This window comes from Streptomyces sp. NPDC048566, from assembly GCF_043199735.1.
In the GTDB taxonomy this organism is placed as follows: Bacteria; Actinomycetota; Actinomycetes; order Streptomycetales; family Streptomycetaceae; genus Streptomyces.
The window spans coordinates 111,787-127,576 of sequence record NZ_JBICWL010000014.1; the positions used below are offsets into that span (position 1 = coordinate 111,787).

A 15,790-nucleotide genomic window follows, 5' to 3' on the forward strand; every position below is an offset into this window, starting at 1 on the left:
CCTAGGCTGGGGGAGCCCTCGCGTCATCCGTCCCGAAGGAGCCCCCATGCCCGGCTGGACCGCCCAGGACGTGCCCGACCAGCGCGGCCGTACCGCCGTCGTCACCGGTGCCAACAGCGGGCTCGGGTACGTCACCGCGAGGGAGCTGGCCCGGGCCGGGGCCCGGGTCGTGCTCGCCTGCCGGAGCGAGGCGCGCGGCGCCGAGGCCGGCGACCGCATCGTCGCCGAGGTGCCCGGCGCGGAGGTCGCGTTCCGGCGGCTGGACCTCGGGGACCTGGCCTCCGTCGTCGACTTCGCCGCCGGATTCGGACGGGCGTACGAACGGCTCGACCTGCTGGTCAACAACGCCGGAGTCATGGCGCTGCCCGCCGGCCGCACCGCCGACGGGTTCGAGACCCAGTTCGGCGTCAACCACCTCGGGCACTTCGCCCTCACCGGCCTGCTGTACCCGCAGATCGCCGACACCCCCGGCGCCCGCGTCGTCACCGTCTCCAGCATGGTCCACGCGCTCGCCAACATCGACCTCGACGACCTCAACGGCGACCGGCAGCCCTACCGCAAGTGGATCGCCTACGCGCGCTCCAAGACGGCCAACCTCCTCTTCACGCACGAGCTGGCCCGACGGCTGTCGCGCACCGGGTCCCGTGTCGTCGCGGCCGCCTCGCACCCCGGATACGCCTCCACCAACCTCCAGGCCGCCGGGCCCCGGATGGCGGGACGCCGGGGCGCCGAGCGGCTGACGGAACTGGCCAACCGCGTCTTCGCGCAGAGCGCCGAGGCCGGGGCGCTGCCCAGCCTGTACGCGGCCACCGCGCCCGGCGTGGCACCCGACGCCTTCGTCGGGCCGTCGTTCGCGATGTGGCGCGGTGCGCCCGCGCCCTCCTGGCGGGCCTCCTGGACGCGCGACGACCGGGCGGGCGAGCTGCTCTGGGCCGCCTCCCGGGACCTGACCGGGGTCGCCTTCGACGAGCTCAAGGACTGACACCCCGAACCGCCGCCCCCGTCCGGGAGCGGACCGCGGCCCCGGCCCGTTCCCGGACCGGGCCCGGCCTGCTCGCCGGCCGGCCTCGGCCCCCTGCCCGGGCCTCCTCCCTGACCGGCCCCCGGCCCCCTGCCCGGACCGCCGGACCCGGCCGCTCGCGGACCGCCCCCAGGCCCAGCCGGGCCGTCGCCTCGGCCCGGCTCCTCGTCGCCTCCGGCGCATCCGCCGGTTGGGGCCGGTTCCGAAGCTCAGAAGTCCCTCAAGCCTGCCGGGATGCGTGGACGGCACACGCACCGCGTCCATAGGGTCGCGATCATGCCCGACATATCGCTGACCATGGTGCTCGTGCTGTGCCTCGCAGCCCTCGCGGCCGGCTGGATCGACGCCGTGGTCGGCGGCGGCGGCCTGCTCCTGCTGCCCGCCCTGCTGCTGGGTCTGCCCGCGGGCACGCCCGCCGCCTACGCGCTGGGCACCAACAAGGCGGTCGCGATCGTCGGCACGACCGGCGCCGCGGTGACGTACGCGCGCAAGGCGCCCGTCGACGTGCGGCTCGCCGTCCGTATCGGGCTGGCCGCGCTCGCCGGGTCCACGGCGGGCGCCTTCGTCGCGGCCGGGCTCAGCACCGAGGTGCTCAAGCCGGTCGTCATGGTCGTCCTGCTCGGCGTCGGCGCCTTCGTGATCCTGCGCCCCGCGTTCGGCACCGCGCCGCCCACCACCCCCGTCTCCGCGCGCCGCGTCCTCGCCGCGATCGGCCTGGCCGGGCTCGGCATCGGCTTCTACGACGGTCTCATCGGTCCCGGCACCGGAACCTTCCTGGTGCTCGCCCTGACCGCGCTGCTCCACCTCGACCTGGTGACCGCCTCCGCCACCGCCAAGATCGTCAACTGCTGCACCAACGCCGGCGCCCTCGCCACCTTCGGCTGGAAGGGCACCGTCTTCTGGGAACTCGCCGCGCTCATGGCCGCCTTCAACCTGGCCGGCGGCATGGTCGGGGCGCGGACCGCCCTCAAGAAGGGCAGCGGCTTCGTCCGCGTGGTGCTGCTGACCGTGGTCTTCGCCCTGGTCGCCAACATGGCCTACGAGCAGTGGCTGTCCTGAGCCCCGCCCGCGGCCCGGTCCGCTGCCGCCCCCCGGCGGCGGCCCCTCAGCGGCTGCCCGTCAGGTGGGCGAAGACCACCACGTTGCCCTGGTAACCCGTCGCCTTCGAGTAGCCGCCGCCGCAGGTGATCACCCGCAGTTCGGGCCGGGGGGCCGCGCCGTACACCTTGGCGTCGGGGAAGGCGTTCGCCCGGTACACCTCGACGGCGTCGACGGTGAACACGGCGGTGCCGCCGTCGCTCCGGTCCACCTCGACCGTGCTGCCCTTGCGGACGGCGCCCAGGTCGTAGAAGACGGCCGGCCCCTCGGCGTTGTCGACGTGCCCGGCGACGATCGCGGTGCCGCGCTCGCCGGGCGAGGTGCCCGACTCGTACCAGCCCGCCAGGTTCGTCTTCCGCGCGGGCGGCACGTCCAGGCTGCCCTGCGGGGTGAGGCCGAGGCCCATGAGCGGGGCGTCCACCCCGATCGCCGGGATGCGGATGCGGACCGGCGAAGAGGGGGGCAGCGCCGGGGCGGCGGACGGCGCCCGGTCCCCGCCGGTCCCCGCCTCGGCCGCCGACGGCTGCGGCGGTGGATGGGGCGCGGAACCGCTGTGCAGCAGCCAGCCGCCCGAACACAGCGCGACGACGGTGACCGACGCTATGGCGATGTTGCCGACCCGGCGCACACGAGCCTCCTCACAGGGTCCTTGACGGGGGCCGGGGCGGGGCCGGGGGCGGCCGGGCCGGACGGCCGGGGGCGGGACACGGTCGGTCCCCGCGTCGGGCCCCGTTCCCCCTCCGCGCCGCGAGGGGCGTCGGGCGGCGGAGGGGGAGGGGCGGCGGTACCGGCGGACGGACGGCGGAGGGTGTCCGTCAGATCCCGTCGCCTCTCGCCCGGCGATGCAGGAGCCAGGTACCGCCCGCGGCGGCGACGGCCAGTGCCGCCACGCCCGCCGCGGTCTGGACGGGGTCGGGGCCGAGCGCGCCGCCGACACCGGTGTTCACGTGGCCGCGCGGCTGGATCCGCTCTCGGGCCGGGGTCAGGGTCACCGTCAGATCGCCGGCCGCCCGCCGGCCGCCGGCGCACCGCGCGACGATCTCGTACGTCCCCGGCTGGGCCCCCGGCGGCACCCGGAACCGGCCGATCGCGTCCTGCTCGTGCGCGCTCGCGGCGAGCGTGAAGGTGCCGGCGCCCACCGCGCCGGCGTCCCCGGTCGCGCTGCCGTACTCGGCGCAGGCGGACGTGTTGACGGTGACGTCGGCGCCCGGCGCCGCGGTGGAGGGGAACACCTCCAGGCTGCCCGCGTCCTGTGCGGACACGGGAGCTGCGGCCAGGCCCGCGACGGTGACGGCGAGCGCGGTACCGGTCAGCAGCCGGGCGGTACGTCGCATCGTGCTCTCTCCTCCGAGGGGGCCCGGCCCGCGACACCCCCATGTGCCGCTGCGTCGGTCGTGCCCCTGCTCCTCCGAGGTAAGGCGCACCGGCCCCGCCGCGCTTGCCGAGGGTCTGTCGGAAATGAGGTGAACGGGTGTCAGGCGGCTCTGCGGCGCGGGCGGAGCCCTCGGCGTTCCAGCAGGTCACCGGGGCCTGCCCGGCGTGTCGCGGAGGGGAACCCGACGGGTGCGGTGCCGGGGGTGTGAACGGGTGACACCCGGCCGCCGTCCCGGCGCCCCCTCCGCCTCCCGCCGTCCGGCCGCCGCGGCGGCCTCGTCCGGTGACCGGACGCGCTCCGCCGACCCGGCTCCCTTCGGACGGCGGCCCCGGCATCCGCCGTGGCCCCGGCCCGGCACCCCGGGTCGGGGCCGGCGCCGGAACAAGCCCTGGTCCCGGTACCGGTCCCGGCCCCGGAGTCGGAGCCGGGACCGGAGCCCGCGCCGGAACGGGTCCCGGCCCCGGAGCCAGGGTCGTGACCGGCCCCGGCCCCGGCTCCGGAGTCAAGCCGGCCTCGATCCCGGAGCCGGGCAGGGCGTGGGCGGGTGGGTGTGCGCGCCGCCCGCCCACGCCGGGGCTGTTCGCCCCCGGCGGGCCGGTCAGGCGACCGAGACCGCCGACCAGGCCGCCGCCACGGCGTTGTACTCCGTGCTGCCGGCGCCGTAGAGGTCCTTCGCCGCGTTGAGCGTGGCGGTGCGGGCGCCCGCGTACTTGGTCGACGACGTCATGTAGACCGTCAGCGCGCGGTACCAGATCTTGCCCACCTTGTCGTGGCCGATGCCGGAGACGGTCGAGCCGTTGCAGGTGGGGGAGTCGTAGGCGACGCCGCCCACGGTCTTGGCCCCGCTGCCCTCCGAGAGGAGGTAGGCGAAGTGGTTGGCGACGCCGGAGGAGTAGTGGACGTCGAGGTTGCCGACCGAACTGCTCCAGCAGTCCGCCGAGTTGCCGTCCTTGGACGGCTTGTCCATGAAGCGCAGGGCGGGCTTGCCGAAGCCGGAGCGGACGATCTTCTCGCCGATCAGGTAGTCACCGGGGTCGGAGCTGTTGTTCGCGTACCACTCGACCATGGTGCCGAAGATGTCGGAGGTCGCCTCGTTGAGCCCGCCGGACTCGCCCGAGTACGTGAGCGCCGCGGTCTTGGAGGTGACGCCGTGGGACATCTCGTGTCCGGCGACGTCGAGCGCGACCAGCGGGCCGAACGTCGACCCGTCACCGTCCCCGTAGGTCATGCAGAAGCAACTGTCGTCCCAGAAGGCGTTGTTGTACTTGTTGCCGTAGTGCACGCGGTTGTAGGAACCCTTGCCGTCGCCGGCTATGCCGTTCCGGCCGTGCACGTTCTTGTAGTAGTCCCAGGTCTCGTCGGTTCCGTACTGCGCGTCCACCGCGGCCGAGGCGCGGTCGGCCGTGGAGCCGGTGCCCCAGTGGTTGTCCGCGTCGGTGAAGACGGTGGCGGGGGCCCGGCTGAAGCAGATCCCGAAGAAGCACAGGTCCGTCTTGTTCGCGGCGTCGCCGGTGTAGGTGTTGCCGCGGGTCGGGTCCTTGAGCTGGTTCGTCGAACCGGACACCGTGGTCTGCAGCGGCACCGTGCCGCTGTACAGGGACGCGCCGTCCCCGGAGGCCGTCTCGATGGTGTCCCAGGAGTCGATGCGGGCGCCGCTGCGGGCGTCGGTGAGGACCGACCGGGCGACCGGGTTGCCGAGCGTGTCCTGGGCGGCGACGGTGGTGCGCCAGGCGAGCTTCGGCGCGCCGTGCAGGGCGTCGACGACGAGCTGCGGCTTGGCGGTCACCTTGCGCAGCGTCTCGCCCCGGTGGGCGGCGCGCAGCGCGGAGGCGGCCAGGTCGGCCGCCTTCGGGGCGGGCAGCGCGGGGGTGACGCTGCTCAGCGAGACGGTCCGGGTGGTGGCCCGGTCGGCGCCGCGGTAGGAGCCGCCCGGCGCCAGGTGGACGACGAAGTCGCCGCCCAGCACCGGCAGGTGACGGTAGGTCCGGTCGTAGCGCACGTGCTGCGCGCCGTCCGGGTCGATGACGACGTCCCGTACGGAGGTGCCCTGCGCGGAGCCGAGGCCCAGGGCCGCGGCGTGGTCCGCCAGGGCGGCGGCGGCGTTCTCGACGGCGGTCGCCCGGTCGGGCCGGGGGCCGGCGTGCGCGGTCGGGGCGATCGCGGTGACCAGCAGCGCGGCCGCCGCGACGGCGGTGCCGGCGAGCGAGGAACCTCGGATGTGCCGTGTCCGACTCATCGGTCTCCTTGGGAAGGCCCCTTGGGCAGGGGCGCGTGGGGGAGGTGCTGCCGGAAGCAGCACGGCTGCCTCAGGTTTAAGGGTTCATGACATGTCATGTCCATACCGCCTACGCGGCGGACCCGGGATGCGGCGAGAATCGTCGCGGTACCCCCACGAATGGAGACGATCATGGAGACGCCCGCCTGCCTGGCCGTCCTGACCACCACCGACTCCGCCGACGGCGCGGCGGAGTTGGCCCGCGGCGCGGTGGCGGGACGGTTCGCGGCCTGCGCGCAGATCTCGGGACCCGTCACGTCCGTCTACCGCTGGCGCGGCGCCGTCGAGACGGCCGTCGAGTGGCAGATCCAGTTCAAGACGAGCGCCGCGCGCTACCCCGACCTGGAGGCCCACCTCCGCGCCGCCCACGGCTACGAGACGCCCGAGATCGTCGCCGTCCCGGTCGTCGCGGGCGGTGCGGACTACCTGCGCTGGGTGGCCGAGGAGACGGCCCCGTGACCGCACGGGTGCTCCCGTTCTTCGTCTACGGCACCCTGCTGCCCGGCGAGCGCAACCACGCCCTGTTCCTGCGCGGCCGGACCGTCTCCGAGCGCCCCGCGCGCATGCCGGGCCTCGCCCTCCACCCGGGCCCCGGCCACCCCTTCGCGGTCGAGGAACCCGGGTCCGCGGTGGCCGGCGACCTCGTGACCGCGCTGCCCGCGGCCTACGGCGAACTCCTCGCGCTGCTCGACGTGTTGGAGGAGTACACCCCCGGTGATCCGCGCAACCTGTACGAGCGGGTCGCGCGCGACGCGGTCCTCGCCGACGGCGTCGCCGTGCGCGCCTGGGTGTACGTCGCGGCGCCCGCCCCGGCCGCGCGGCTGCGGGCGGCCGGGCAGCCGATCGAGGGCGGCGAGTGGCGCGGCGGCGCCGCGGACGCCTGCGCCGACCTCGGCTGAGCCCCCCGGCCCGCGCCCGTGCACCCGTGCGGGTGTCCGGTCCGTGCGCCCCCGGGGCGCCGGCGGCGACCGGGCCTAGGGTCCGGCCATGACCGACCGCAGCCTCACCAGACGACGCGTCCTCGCGCTCGGCGGCGCGGCCGTCGGCGCGGCCCTCGGGATCGGGCTCGACGCCTGCACCGCCGAGCCCGCCCCGGACGCCTCCCCGGACCCCGGCGAGCGCCCGGCGCCGGAACGCCCCGTCGAGCGGCCCGGAGCGGGCGCCGCGGGCGGCGGGTGACCGGCGCCGCACGACGGCGGGCGCCCGCGCGGCGCCCACGCGGCGGTGGCCCGGTGCAGTCCGCGGGCGGGCGGACGCGGGGCGGCCGGTCGCCCACCCGCGCCCGTGCTCGCGCCGGCCGGTGCGGCGACCCGAGAGGTTCGCCGGGCGGCGCGTCGCGTCCGGGTCGGTGCTCGGCACGGCGGTGCGCCGCCCGCGTACCGGTCGCTCCCGGGTGCCGCGGCGAGGGGACGCGGTGCCGGGCGTCGCGAGCGGTGGACCCTTCCGGTCAGGGCGTCAGCGCCGCGCGGCCCGAGCCCGGTCCACCCCGTGCTCCCGCGGGCCGAGGAAGCGCGGGTCCGGGCGGAACAGCGCGTCCAGGGCCGCCTTGCCCGCCGCGAGGATCTCCCGGGTGCCGCCGTAGTACCAGGTCACGTCGTGCTTGGCGTCGACGCCGATGCCGTAGGACGCGACGCCCGCCGCCCGGCACAGCGCCAGCGCCCGGCGGATGTGGAAGCCCTGGCTGATCAGCACCGCCTCGCGGACGCCGAAGATCCTGCGCGCGCGGACGCAGGAGTCCCAGGTGTCGAAGCCCGCGTAGTCGCTGACGATCCGCCGGTCCGGCACCCCGTGCGCGACCAGATAGGCGCGCATCGCGTCGGGCTCGTCGTAGTCCTCGCGGCTGTTGTCGCCGGTGACGAGGACCACCTCGATCCGCCCCGCCCGGTACAGCGTCGCCGCCGCGTCCAGCCGGTGGGCCAGGTACGGCGACGGCTCGCCGTCCCACAGGCCCGCACCGAACACGACGGCCACCTCGGTGCGCGGGGCGTCGGCCGCCGTCCGCACCCGGCCGTCCGTCGTCACCCACAGCCACGTCATCGGCAGCAGCGCCAGCACGCACACGAGCATCAGCGCCTGCACGGCCCGGCGTCGGCCCCTGCGGGTGCGCGGCGGGCGCACCCGTCGCAGCGGGGACCGCGGCGACCGGAAGGGACGCGGCCGGTGCGGGAACGGGCGGGGCGGGCGCGGCATGGTCGATGTCCCCCAGACGGCGTCGCGCGAGGCCGCGGGCCGGTCCCGCGGTCCCTGGGGCGGCGGATGCGGCCCCTCACGTACGTGTTCGACCCAGGAGGACGTCCCACCGCCCCCGGTGGTTCGCCCGGGCCGCGTGAGCGCCGTCACCCGCCGCCGGGGCGAGCGCGGGAGGGAACCCGCCCGCGCTCGCGCTCCGGGCGGCGGACTGCCGGAAAACACCCGACATGCCCGCGCAACGGTCCGGCAACCTCCGCGCGCGAGGATCACCCCATGACGGCGTCGCACCCGGTCCGAGACGAGACCTCCGCCCGCCCCGCGGGACCTCCGCCGGGCTCCGAAGGGTTCGACGGGCGGCTCGGCACCACGGCCGAGCTCATGCACCGGATCACCCGTCAGCTCGGCAGCAGGCTCAGCCTGGTCGCGCCCGACGGGACCCGCCGCCCCGCGCCTCCCGCCCTGGTCCTGGCCGCCCACGACGGCGGTGACGCCCACGCCCTCGGCACCGCCCGCGCGCTGGCCGAACGGGTCCGGGAGCTGCGCCCGCACCTGACGGTCCGCGTCGGCCCGGCGGGCACCGGCGAGGCCGCGCCCGCCGCCACCCCCGGCAGCGGGCCGGGCTCCGTCGTCGTCCCGCTGCTGCTCGGCCGGCGCCCCGGCGGGCCGGACCCGTCGAGGGCCGACCCGGCCCCCGGCGCTCCCGTCGTCGCCGCGGCGCTCGGCCCGCACCCGCTGCTCGTGGAGGCCCTGCACGACCGGCTGCTGGAGGCGGGCTGGCCGGCCGCGTCGAGCGACCCGGTGCGCCGCGCGGGCGCCGTGGTCCTCGCCTGCGCCGGCACCCGGCTCGGCGAGTCCGCCGCCGGCACCCGCCGCACCGCCCACCTGCTCGCCGAACGGCTCGGCGTGCCCGTCGTCGCCGCGTACGCCGGCGGCGCCGCCCCCGGCGTCCCCGCCGCGCTGCGCGCCCTGGCCGCCCGCGGCCGGCACCGGATCGCCGTCGCCTCGCACTTCACCGCCCCCGGCCGGCTCGCCGCGCGCTGCGCGGGGGCCGCGCCGTGGATCGGCGCCGAACCCCTCGGCGACCACCCGGCGATGGTCCGCCTGGTCCTGCACCGCTACGACCAGGCCCTCGCGTCGCTCGGCCCGGCCCCGGAGCGCGCCCTGAACCCCGCCTGACCGGGCCCCGCCCCCCCCAGGCGGCGTCGCCTCGCTCCCTCCGCCGCCCGTGCGGCCCGCCGGCACACCGTCACCGCGCCCCGGCCCGCCCCGACCCGCCCCGGCCCGGACGGGACCGGCTGCCCGGGCCCGTCCGTCCCGCCACCGCGGCCCGCCCGCACCCCGATTGTCACCGGCTGCGTCTACTGTCGGTGCATGCAAGGCATGGACCCGCCCGCGGCGGCACCGGCACCGAAGGCGCCCGAGAACCCCGCCGCACACGACCCCTACGACGTGTCCGCCGTCGAGCGCCGGGCCGCCGAGCCCGACAAACACCCCGGGCGCACCGCCTTCCAGCGCGACCGCGCCCGCGTGCTGCACTCCGCGGCCCTGCGCCGTCTGGCCGGAAAGACCCAGGTCGTGACCCCCGGCACGCTTCCCCAGGTGCTCGGCGCGGCCCGCACCGGGGAGATCCCCAGCCAGGTGTGGGACGCCAGCCCCCGCACCCGGCTGACCCACTCCCTGGAGTGCGCCCAGGTCGGCCGCGACCTCGGCGCCGCTCTCGGCTGCGACCCCGACCTCGTCGAGGCGGCCTGCCTCTCGCACGACCTCGGCCACCCGCCCTTCGGGCACAACGGCGAACAGGCGCTGAACGAATTCGCCGAGGACTGCGGCGGGTTCGAGGGCAACGCGCAGTCGCTGCGGCTGCTCACCCGGATCGAACCCAAGCGCTTCGTGCGCAGCGACACGGTCGCGGCGGCGTCCGCCGACGCCGGCGGGGACCTCGTCAGCGTGGGGCTCAACCTCACCCGCGCCGCCCTCGACGCCGCCACCAAGTACCCGTGGCCGAGAGGCGCCTGTCCCACCGACCCGGCATCGCCGAAGTTCGGGGTCTACGAGGACGACCGGCCGGTGTTCGACTGGATCCGCCGGGGCGCCCCGGCCGGCCGCACGTGCTTCGAGGCCCAGGTGATGGACTGGTCCGACGACGTGGCGTACTCGGTGCACGACGTGGAGGACGGACTGCACGCCGGGCACATCGACCCCGCGAGCCTGACCTCCGGCCCCGAGCGCGAGGAGATCTTCGCCGTCGCCGTCGGGCGGTACGTGCCAAGGGACACCGATCCGGCCGAGCTGGCCGAGGCCCTCGACCGGCTCCTGGCGCAGCAGTGGTGGCCGCACCGCTACGACGGGTCGGCCGTCGCCCAGGCCCGGCTGAAGGACGCCACCAGCCAGCTCATCGGCCGGTTCTGCCTGGCCGCCGAGGGTGCCACCCGCGCCCGGTACGGCAGCGGGCGCCTGACCCGGTACGCGGCCGAGCTCGTCGTCCCCGACACCGCACGCCACGAGTGCGCCGTCCTCAAGGCGGTCGCCGACCGGTTCGTGATGCAGCGCGCCGAGCAGGCCCGGCTCCGCGCCGACCAGCGGATCGTCGTCGCCGAACTCGCCGACGCGCTCACCGCCCGCGCACCCGAGGCGCTCGATCCGCAGTTCCGTGCCCTGTTCGAGCACGCGTCCGACGACCGTGCCCGCAAGCGGGTGATCGTCGACCAGATCGCTTCCCTCACGGATGCCTCGGCGCGTTCCCTGCACCTCAGGCTCACCACGCGTTCCCATGGAGGCGGTGGAGTGTGACCCTGCGTGGCCTGATCGGGCCACTCCCCCTTCCCGCATCACGCTCCGTGCGGGACGCTCGCACATGGCGACATCCTTACGAGGAGGCATCAAGTGGTCGACGCGGATCAGACATTCGTCATCGTCGGAGGGGGCCTGGCAGGCGCCAAGGCGGCCGAGACGCTCCGAGCGGAGGGCTTCACCGGACGCGTGATACTGATCTGCGACGAGCGTGAGCACCCCTACGAACGCCCCCCGCTGTCCAAGGGCCACCTGCTCGGCAAGGAGGAGCGCGACAGCGTCTTCGTCCACGAGCCGGCCTGGTACGCCCGCAACGACATCGAACTGCACCTCGGACAGAGCGTCGACGCGATCGACCGCGCCGCCCGCACCGTCCGCTTCGGGGACGACGGCACCCAGGTCCACTACGACAAGCTCCTCCTGGTGACCGGCTCCGAGCCGCGCCGCCTCGACATCCCGGGCACCGACCTCGCCGGCGTCCACCACCTGCGCCGCCTCGCCCACGCCGAGCGGCTCAAGGGCGTCCTCGCCGCCCTCGGCCGCGACAACGGCCACATCGTGATCGCCGGCGCCGGCTGGATCGGCCTGGAGATCGCCGCGGCGGCCCGCGAGTACGGCGCCGAGGTCACCGTCGTCGAACCGGAGCCCACCCCGCTGCACGGCGTCCTCGGCCCCGAGCTCGGCCAGGTCTTCGCCGACCTGCACCGCGAGCACGGCGTGCGGTTCCACTTCGGGGCCCGCCTCACCGAGATCGTCGGCCAGGACGGCATGGTCCTCGCCGCCCGCACCGACGACGGGGAGGAGCACCCCGCGCACGACGTCCTCGCGGCCATCGGCGCCGCCCCGCGCACCGGCCTCGCCGAGGCCGCGGGCCTGGAGCTCGCCGACCCGGAGCACGGCGGGGGCATCGCCGTCGACGAGCTGCTGCGCACCGGCGACCCGGACGTCTTCGCCGCCGGGGACGTCGCCTCCTTCCACCACCCCCTGCTCGGCACCCGGCTGCGCGTCGAGCACTGGGCCAACGCCCTGAACGGCGGACCGGCCGCCGCCCGCTCCATGCTCGGCCGCGGCACGCCCTACGACCGGGTGCCCTACTTCTTCTCCGACCAGTACGACGTCGGCCTGGAGTACTCGGGCTGGGCGCCCCCGGGCAGCTACGACCAGGTGGTGATCCGCGGCGACGCGGGCAAGCGCGAGTTCATCGCCTTCTGGCTGAAGGACGGCCGCGTGCTCGCCGGGATGAACGTGAACGTGTGGGACGTCACCGACCCCGTCCAGCAGCTCGTCCGCTCGCGGACCCCGGTCGACGCCGACGCGCTCGCCGACCCGCACGTCCCGCTGGAGAGCCTCGTCCCCTGACCCGCGGCGGCACCGTCGGCCGGCGGATCGGCGCGGCGGGGTCCGGGGCGTCCCCCGGGCCCCGCCGCGGCTCGCCCACCTCGCCCCGGAGGTGTCGGTCCGGCCCCGTAGAATCACCACGTGGCCGGCAGGATCAACGACGAGGACGTGAAGGCGGTTCGGGACGCGGTCCCGATCGACGCCGTGGTCTCCGAGTACCTCCAGCTGCGCAACGCCGGCGGCGGGAACCTGAAGGGCCTGTGCCCCTTCCACGACGAGAAGTCGCCGTCCTTCCAGGTCAGCCCCAGCAAGGGCCTCTTCCACTGCTTCGGCTGCCAGGAGGGCGGCGACACCATCACGTTCGTGATGAAGGTCGACCACCTCACCTTCTCCGAGTCCGTGGAGCGCCTCGCCGCCCAGGCCGGCATCACCCTGCGCTACGAGGAGGGCGGGTACAACCCCTCCCACCAGCGCGGCGAGCGCATCCGCCTGGTCGAGGCGCACAAGGCCGCCGCCCAGTTCTACATCGAGCAGCTCGGCACCAGCCCCGAGGCCGACACCGGCCGCACCTTCCTCGCCGAGCGCGGGTTCGACCAGGCCGCCGCAGCCCACTTCGGCGTGGGCTACAGCCCCCAGGGCTGGGACCACCTCACCCGCCATCTGCGCGGCAAGGGCTTCAGCGACAAGGAGCTCGTGCTGTCCGGGCTCTCCCAGGAGGGCCGTCGGGGTCCCATCGACCGCTTCCGCGGCCGCCTGATGTGGCCCATCCGCGACATCGGCGGCGACGTCGTCGGCTTCGGCGCCCGCAAGCTCTACGACTCCGACAACGGCCCGAAGTACCTGAACACGCCGGAGACGGCGATCTACAAGAAGTCCCAGGTGCTGTACGGCATCGACCTGGCGAAGAAGGACATCGCCAAGAGCAGCCGGGCCGTCGTCGTCGAGGGCTACACCGACGTCATGGCCTGCCACCTGGCCGGCATCACCACCGCGATCGCGACCTGCGGCACCGCGTTCGGCGGCGACCACATCAAGATCCTCCGCCGCCTGCTGATGGACAACGGCTCGGCTCGGGTGATCTTCACCTTCGACGGTGACGCGGCCGGCCAGAAAGCCGCCCTGCGCGCCTTCGAGGACGACCAGAAGTTCGCGGCCGAGACCTACATCGCCATCGCCCCCGACGGCATGGACCCCTGCGAGCTGCGCCTGGCCAAGGGCGACGAGGCGGTCGCCGACCTCGTCCAGCCGCGCACCCCGCTCTTCGAGTTCGCGCTGCGCCAGATCGTGCTGCGCTACGACCTGGAGACCCCGGCGGGCCGCGCCGCCGCCCTCGACGAGGCCGCCCCGGTCGTCGCCCGCATCAAGAACAGCGGAGCGCAGCACGAGGTGGCCGTGCAGCTCGCGGGCATGCTCGGCATCCTCGACACCCAGTTCGTCGTCAAGCGGGTGGCCCAGCTGGCCCGTTGGGCCAGGGACCGCGGCGGCCGGGGCCCGGCGCCCGCCGGGAACCGTCCCCCGCAGGCGTACCCCGCCGCCCGGCAGACCCCCGGCACGGCCGGCCCCGCCCTCACCCTGCGCAACCCGGTCTTCGCCACCGAGCGCGAGCTGCTCAAGCTGGCCCTCCAGCGCCCGGAGCTGGTCGCCCCCGCGTTCGACGCGTACGGCGTCGACGAGTTCACCGCGCCGCCGTACGCCGCCGTGCGCCAGGCCGTCCAGGAGGCGGGCGGCGCCGAGTACGGCGTGCAGGACCCCCAGGAGTACCTGATCCGGGTCCGCGACGCCGCCCCCGACGACGCGGTGCGGTCGATGGTCACCGAGCTGGCCGTCGAGGCGATCCTGCGCAAGACCGTCGACGAGACCTACGCGGGCGACCAGCTCGTCATGGTCCGGCGGCGCGCCGTGGACCGCCGCATCCGGGACGTCCAGGGCTCGCTGGCCCGGCTCAGCGCCGGCGGCGACCCGGCCCGGCTGGCCGCCGTGCAGAACGAGTTGTGGGTGCTCCAGCAGTACGGTCAGGCCCTGCGCGAGAAGGGCGCGGAGGCTCTCTGACGCGCGCCGCCCGCGCCGCCGGGCGCCGCAGCCGCGGTGCCCGCGGCGGCGCGGCGGGGGAAGCTCGGGGCGTGCGCCGGGGCCGCCGCGGCCCCCGCTGGGCGCGCCGGACGGCCGGTGAGCGGCACCCCCGGGTCCGGGACCGGCCGGTCCCGGCTCTCCTCCCGGGCGGTCAGCACGCGGTCACGGACCGGACGCAAAAAGTCACCGCACGCCCCTCGTGGCGGCGATGTGTCGTACTCCACACTGGGTCCCGGTGCCTGAGTCCTCGGAGCGCGGCCGACCCGCACGCGACGGGTTCCCTTTTCCCGCGGTTCCGCCACACGACCACGGGACGGCCGGCGGCGAGACCGTCGACCCCGTCCCGGACGTACCGCTGCCGCACGACTCAGCAGCGACATCCCTGGAGGTCGCCCCGTGCAGACCCGGACCCTCGTCGAGACCGACCACACCACCGCACCGGACGCGGACGCCGGCGTCGTCGCGGCGGTGCCCGCGCAGAGCCGTGCCGCGCACCGCCCCGAGGCCGACCCGGACGGCCCGCCCCCCGCAGCGGGGGAGGACACCGACCCCGAGACGCCGGAGACGCCCGAGGTGCCCGAGCCGGTCGAGGCGCCGCGGAGCCGCGTCGCCGACACCGGCGGCCCCTCCTCGGACCTGTTCCGCCAGTACCTGCGCGAGATCGGGCGGATCCCGCTGCTCACGGCGGCCGAGGAGGTCGAACTAGCCCGCCGCGTCGAGGCCGGCCTCTTCGCGGAGGAGAAGCTGCGCCTCGCCCCCGACCTGGACAGCCGGCTGGCCCTCGACCTGGACAGGATCGTCGTCATGGGCCGGATGGCCAAGCGCCGCCTCATCGAGGCGAACCTGCGGCTCGTGGTCTCGGTGGCCAAGCGGTACGTGGGGCGCGGGCTGACCATGCTCGACCTGGTCCAGGAGGGCAACCTCGGCCTGATCAGGGCGGTCGAGAAGTTCGACTACGCCCGTGGCTACAAGTTCTCCACGTACGCCACCTGGTGGATCCGGCAGGCCATGTCCCGCGCGCTCGCCGACCAGGCGCGCACCATCCGCGTTCCCGTGCACGTGGTGGAGCTGATCAACCGGGTGGTGCGGGTGCAGCGGCGGATGCTCCAGGAACGCGGCTACGAGCCGAGCCCCGAGGAGGTGGCCGCCCATCTCGACCTGACCGGCGAGCGGGTCAGCGAGGTGCTGCGGCTGGCCCAGGAGCCGGTGTCGCTGCACGCGCCGGTGGGGGAGGAGGACGACGTGGCCCTCGGGGACCTCATCGAGGACGGCGACGCGGCCTCGCCGGTGGAGTCCGCCGCGTTCCTGCTGCTCCGCCAGCACCTGGAGGCGGTGCTGTCGACGCTCGGGGAGCGGGAACGGAAGGTGGTGCAGCTGCGGTACGGGCTGGTGGACGGGCGTCCGCGGACGCTGGAGGAGATCGGCCGCATCTTCGGCGTCACCCGCGAGCGCATCCGGCAGATCGAGTCCAAGACCCTCAACAAGCTCCGCGACCACGCCTTCGCGGACCAGCTCCGGGGCTATCTGGACTGACCGCGCCGGGCGGACCGGACGCAGGCCGGGCCGGCTCCGACGCGGCGGTTCCGCATCCGGCCATGAGCCGGGGCCCGGGGGCGCACGACACCCGGCCTCC

At 75.7% G+C, this 15,790-nt stretch carries 14 protein-coding genes; 10 read left to right on the plus strand and 4 right to left on the minus strand.

The window, feature by feature from the left end:
- Window positions 1-46 precede the first annotated feature (46 nt).
- Both ACGFS9_RS21585 and ACGFS9_RS21590 read left to right on the plus strand, forming a co-directional pair.
- Window positions 47-982, plus strand: a complete 936-nt coding sequence (locus ACGFS9_RS21585; protein ID WP_393255288.1) for an oxidoreductase — start codon at window positions 47-49, stop codon at window positions 980-982.
- A gap of 315 nt (window positions 983-1,297) precedes the next feature.
- Entirely contained in the window at window positions 1,298-2,080 is a 783-nt protein-coding gene (locus tag ACGFS9_RS21590) for a sulfite exporter TauE/SafE family protein (protein WP_393255290.1), read from the plus strand.
- Window positions 2,081-2,126: 46 nt separating this feature from the next.
- Here ACGFS9_RS21590 and ACGFS9_RS21595 read toward each other — a convergent pair whose 3' ends face one another.
- The 3 genes from ACGFS9_RS21595 to ACGFS9_RS21605 all read right to left on the minus strand — a co-directional run bounded on the left by ACGFS9_RS21595 (window position 2,127) and on the right by ACGFS9_RS21605 (window position 5,730).
- On the minus strand, window positions 2,127-2,747 hold the full coding sequence (locus ACGFS9_RS21595) for a class F sortase (protein WP_393255292.1): 621 nt from the start codon (window positions 2,745-2,747) through the stop codon (window positions 2,127-2,129).
- Window positions 2,748-2,934: 187 nt separating this feature from the next.
- The gene (locus ACGFS9_RS21600) at window positions 2,935-3,453 is read right to left on the minus strand and encodes a hypothetical protein (RefSeq protein WP_393255293.1); all 519 of its coding nucleotides are present in this window, start codon (window positions 3,451-3,453) and stop codon (window positions 2,935-2,937) included.
- 639 nt (window positions 3,454-4,092) lie between these two features.
- Window positions 4,093-5,730: a M4 family metallopeptidase gene (locus ACGFS9_RS21605; protein ID WP_393255295.1), complete on the minus strand. Its 1,638-nt coding sequence runs from the start codon at window positions 5,728-5,730 to the stop codon at window positions 4,093-4,095.
- 171 nt (window positions 5,731-5,901) lie between these two features.
- On the opposite strand from ACGFS9_RS21605, the gene cutA reads away from it, so the two are divergent.
- The 3 genes from cutA (at window position 5,902) to ACGFS9_RS21620 (ending at window position 6,948) form a co-directional block, all read left to right on the plus strand.
- Entirely contained in the window at window positions 5,902-6,228 is a 327-nt protein-coding gene (gene cutA, locus ACGFS9_RS21610) for a divalent-cation tolerance protein CutA (protein WP_393255297.1), read from the plus strand.
- Window positions 6,225-6,668 (plus strand): gamma-glutamylcyclotransferase family protein, encoded by a 444-nt coding sequence (locus ACGFS9_RS21615; RefSeq protein WP_393255298.1) that lies wholly within the window; start codon window positions 6,225-6,227, stop codon window positions 6,666-6,668. Before cutA ends, ACGFS9_RS21615 begins: the two co-directional genes overlap by 4 nt.
- An 88-nt stretch (window positions 6,669-6,756) precedes the next feature.
- A complete protein-coding gene (locus ACGFS9_RS21620) occupies window positions 6,757-6,948 on the plus strand; it encodes a twin-arginine translocation signal domain-containing protein (protein ID WP_393255300.1) in 192 nt (63 codons plus the stop codon).
- A 276-nt stretch (window positions 6,949-7,224) separates the two neighbouring features.
- Here ACGFS9_RS21620 and ACGFS9_RS21625 read toward each other — a convergent pair whose 3' ends face one another.
- The gene (locus ACGFS9_RS21625) at window positions 7,225-7,959 is read right to left on the minus strand and encodes a vancomycin high temperature exclusion protein (RefSeq protein WP_393255302.1); all 735 of its coding nucleotides are present in this window, start codon (window positions 7,957-7,959) and stop codon (window positions 7,225-7,227) included.
- Window positions 7,960-8,232: 273 nt separating this feature from the next.
- Between ACGFS9_RS21625 and ACGFS9_RS21630 the strand changes: the two genes are divergently transcribed.
- The 5 genes from ACGFS9_RS21630 (at window position 8,233) to ACGFS9_RS21650 (ending at window position 15,690) form a co-directional block, all read left to right on the plus strand.
- Entirely contained in the window at window positions 8,233-9,135 is a 903-nt protein-coding gene (locus tag ACGFS9_RS21630) for a sirohydrochlorin chelatase (protein WP_393255304.1), read from the plus strand.
- A gap of 195 nt (window positions 9,136-9,330) precedes the next feature.
- Window positions 9,331-10,749, plus strand: a complete 1,419-nt coding sequence (locus ACGFS9_RS21635; RefSeq protein ID WP_393255305.1) for a deoxyguanosinetriphosphate triphosphohydrolase — start codon at window positions 9,331-9,333, stop codon at window positions 10,747-10,749.
- A gap of 93 nt (window positions 10,750-10,842) precedes the next feature.
- Window positions 10,843-12,108 carry an NAD(P)/FAD-dependent oxidoreductase gene (locus ACGFS9_RS21640; protein ID WP_393255306.1) on the plus strand — a complete coding sequence of 422 codons (1,266 nt, stop codon included), beginning with the start codon at window positions 10,843-10,845 and terminating at the stop codon, window positions 12,106-12,108.
- A 120-nt stretch (window positions 12,109-12,228) separates the two neighbouring features.
- On the plus strand, window positions 12,229-14,136 hold the full coding sequence (gene dnaG / locus ACGFS9_RS21645) for a DNA primase (RefSeq protein ID WP_393255308.1): 1,908 nt from the start codon (window positions 12,229-12,231) through the stop codon (window positions 14,134-14,136).
- Window positions 14,137-14,553: 417 nt separating this feature from the next.
- Window positions 14,554-15,690: an RNA polymerase sigma factor gene (locus tag ACGFS9_RS21650; protein WP_393255309.1), complete on the plus strand. Its 1,137-nt coding sequence runs from the start codon at window positions 14,554-14,556 to the stop codon at window positions 15,688-15,690.
- Window positions 15,691-15,790 lie beyond the last annotated feature (100 nt).

What these genes read in the sequence shown, in the direction of transcription:
- ACGFS9_RS21585 (WP_393255288.1), top strand. Translation starts at nt 47, where the DNA reads ATGCCCGGCTGGACCGCCCAGGACGTGCCCGACCAGCGCGGCCGTACC.
- ACGFS9_RS21590 (WP_393255290.1), top strand. Translation starts at nt 1,298, where the DNA reads ATGCCCGACATATCGCTGACCATGGTGCTCGTGCTGTGCCTCGCAGCC.
- ACGFS9_RS21600 (WP_393255293.1), bottom strand. Translation starts at nt 3,453, where the DNA reads ATGCGACGTACCGCCCGGCTGCTGACCGGTACCGCGCTCGCCGTCACC.
- ACGFS9_RS21605 (WP_393255295.1), bottom strand. Translation starts at nt 5,730, where the DNA reads ATGAGTCGGACACGGCACATCCGAGGTTCCTCGCTCGCCGGCACCGCC.
- cutA (WP_393255297.1), top strand. Translation starts at nt 5,902, where the DNA reads ATGGAGACGCCCGCCTGCCTGGCCGTCCTGACCACCACCGACTCCGCC.
- ACGFS9_RS21620 (WP_393255300.1), top strand. Translation starts at nt 6,757, where the DNA reads ATGACCGACCGCAGCCTCACCAGACGACGCGTCCTCGCGCTCGGCGGC.
- ACGFS9_RS21625 (WP_393255302.1), bottom strand. Translation starts at nt 7,959, where the DNA reads ATGCCGCGCCCGCCCCGCCCGTTCCCGCACCGGCCGCGTCCCTTCCGG.
- ACGFS9_RS21630 (WP_393255304.1), top strand. Translation starts at nt 8,233, where the DNA reads ATGACGGCGTCGCACCCGGTCCGAGACGAGACCTCCGCCCGCCCCGCG.
- ACGFS9_RS21635 (WP_393255305.1), top strand. Translation starts at nt 9,331, where the DNA reads ATGCAAGGCATGGACCCGCCCGCGGCGGCACCGGCACCGAAGGCGCCC.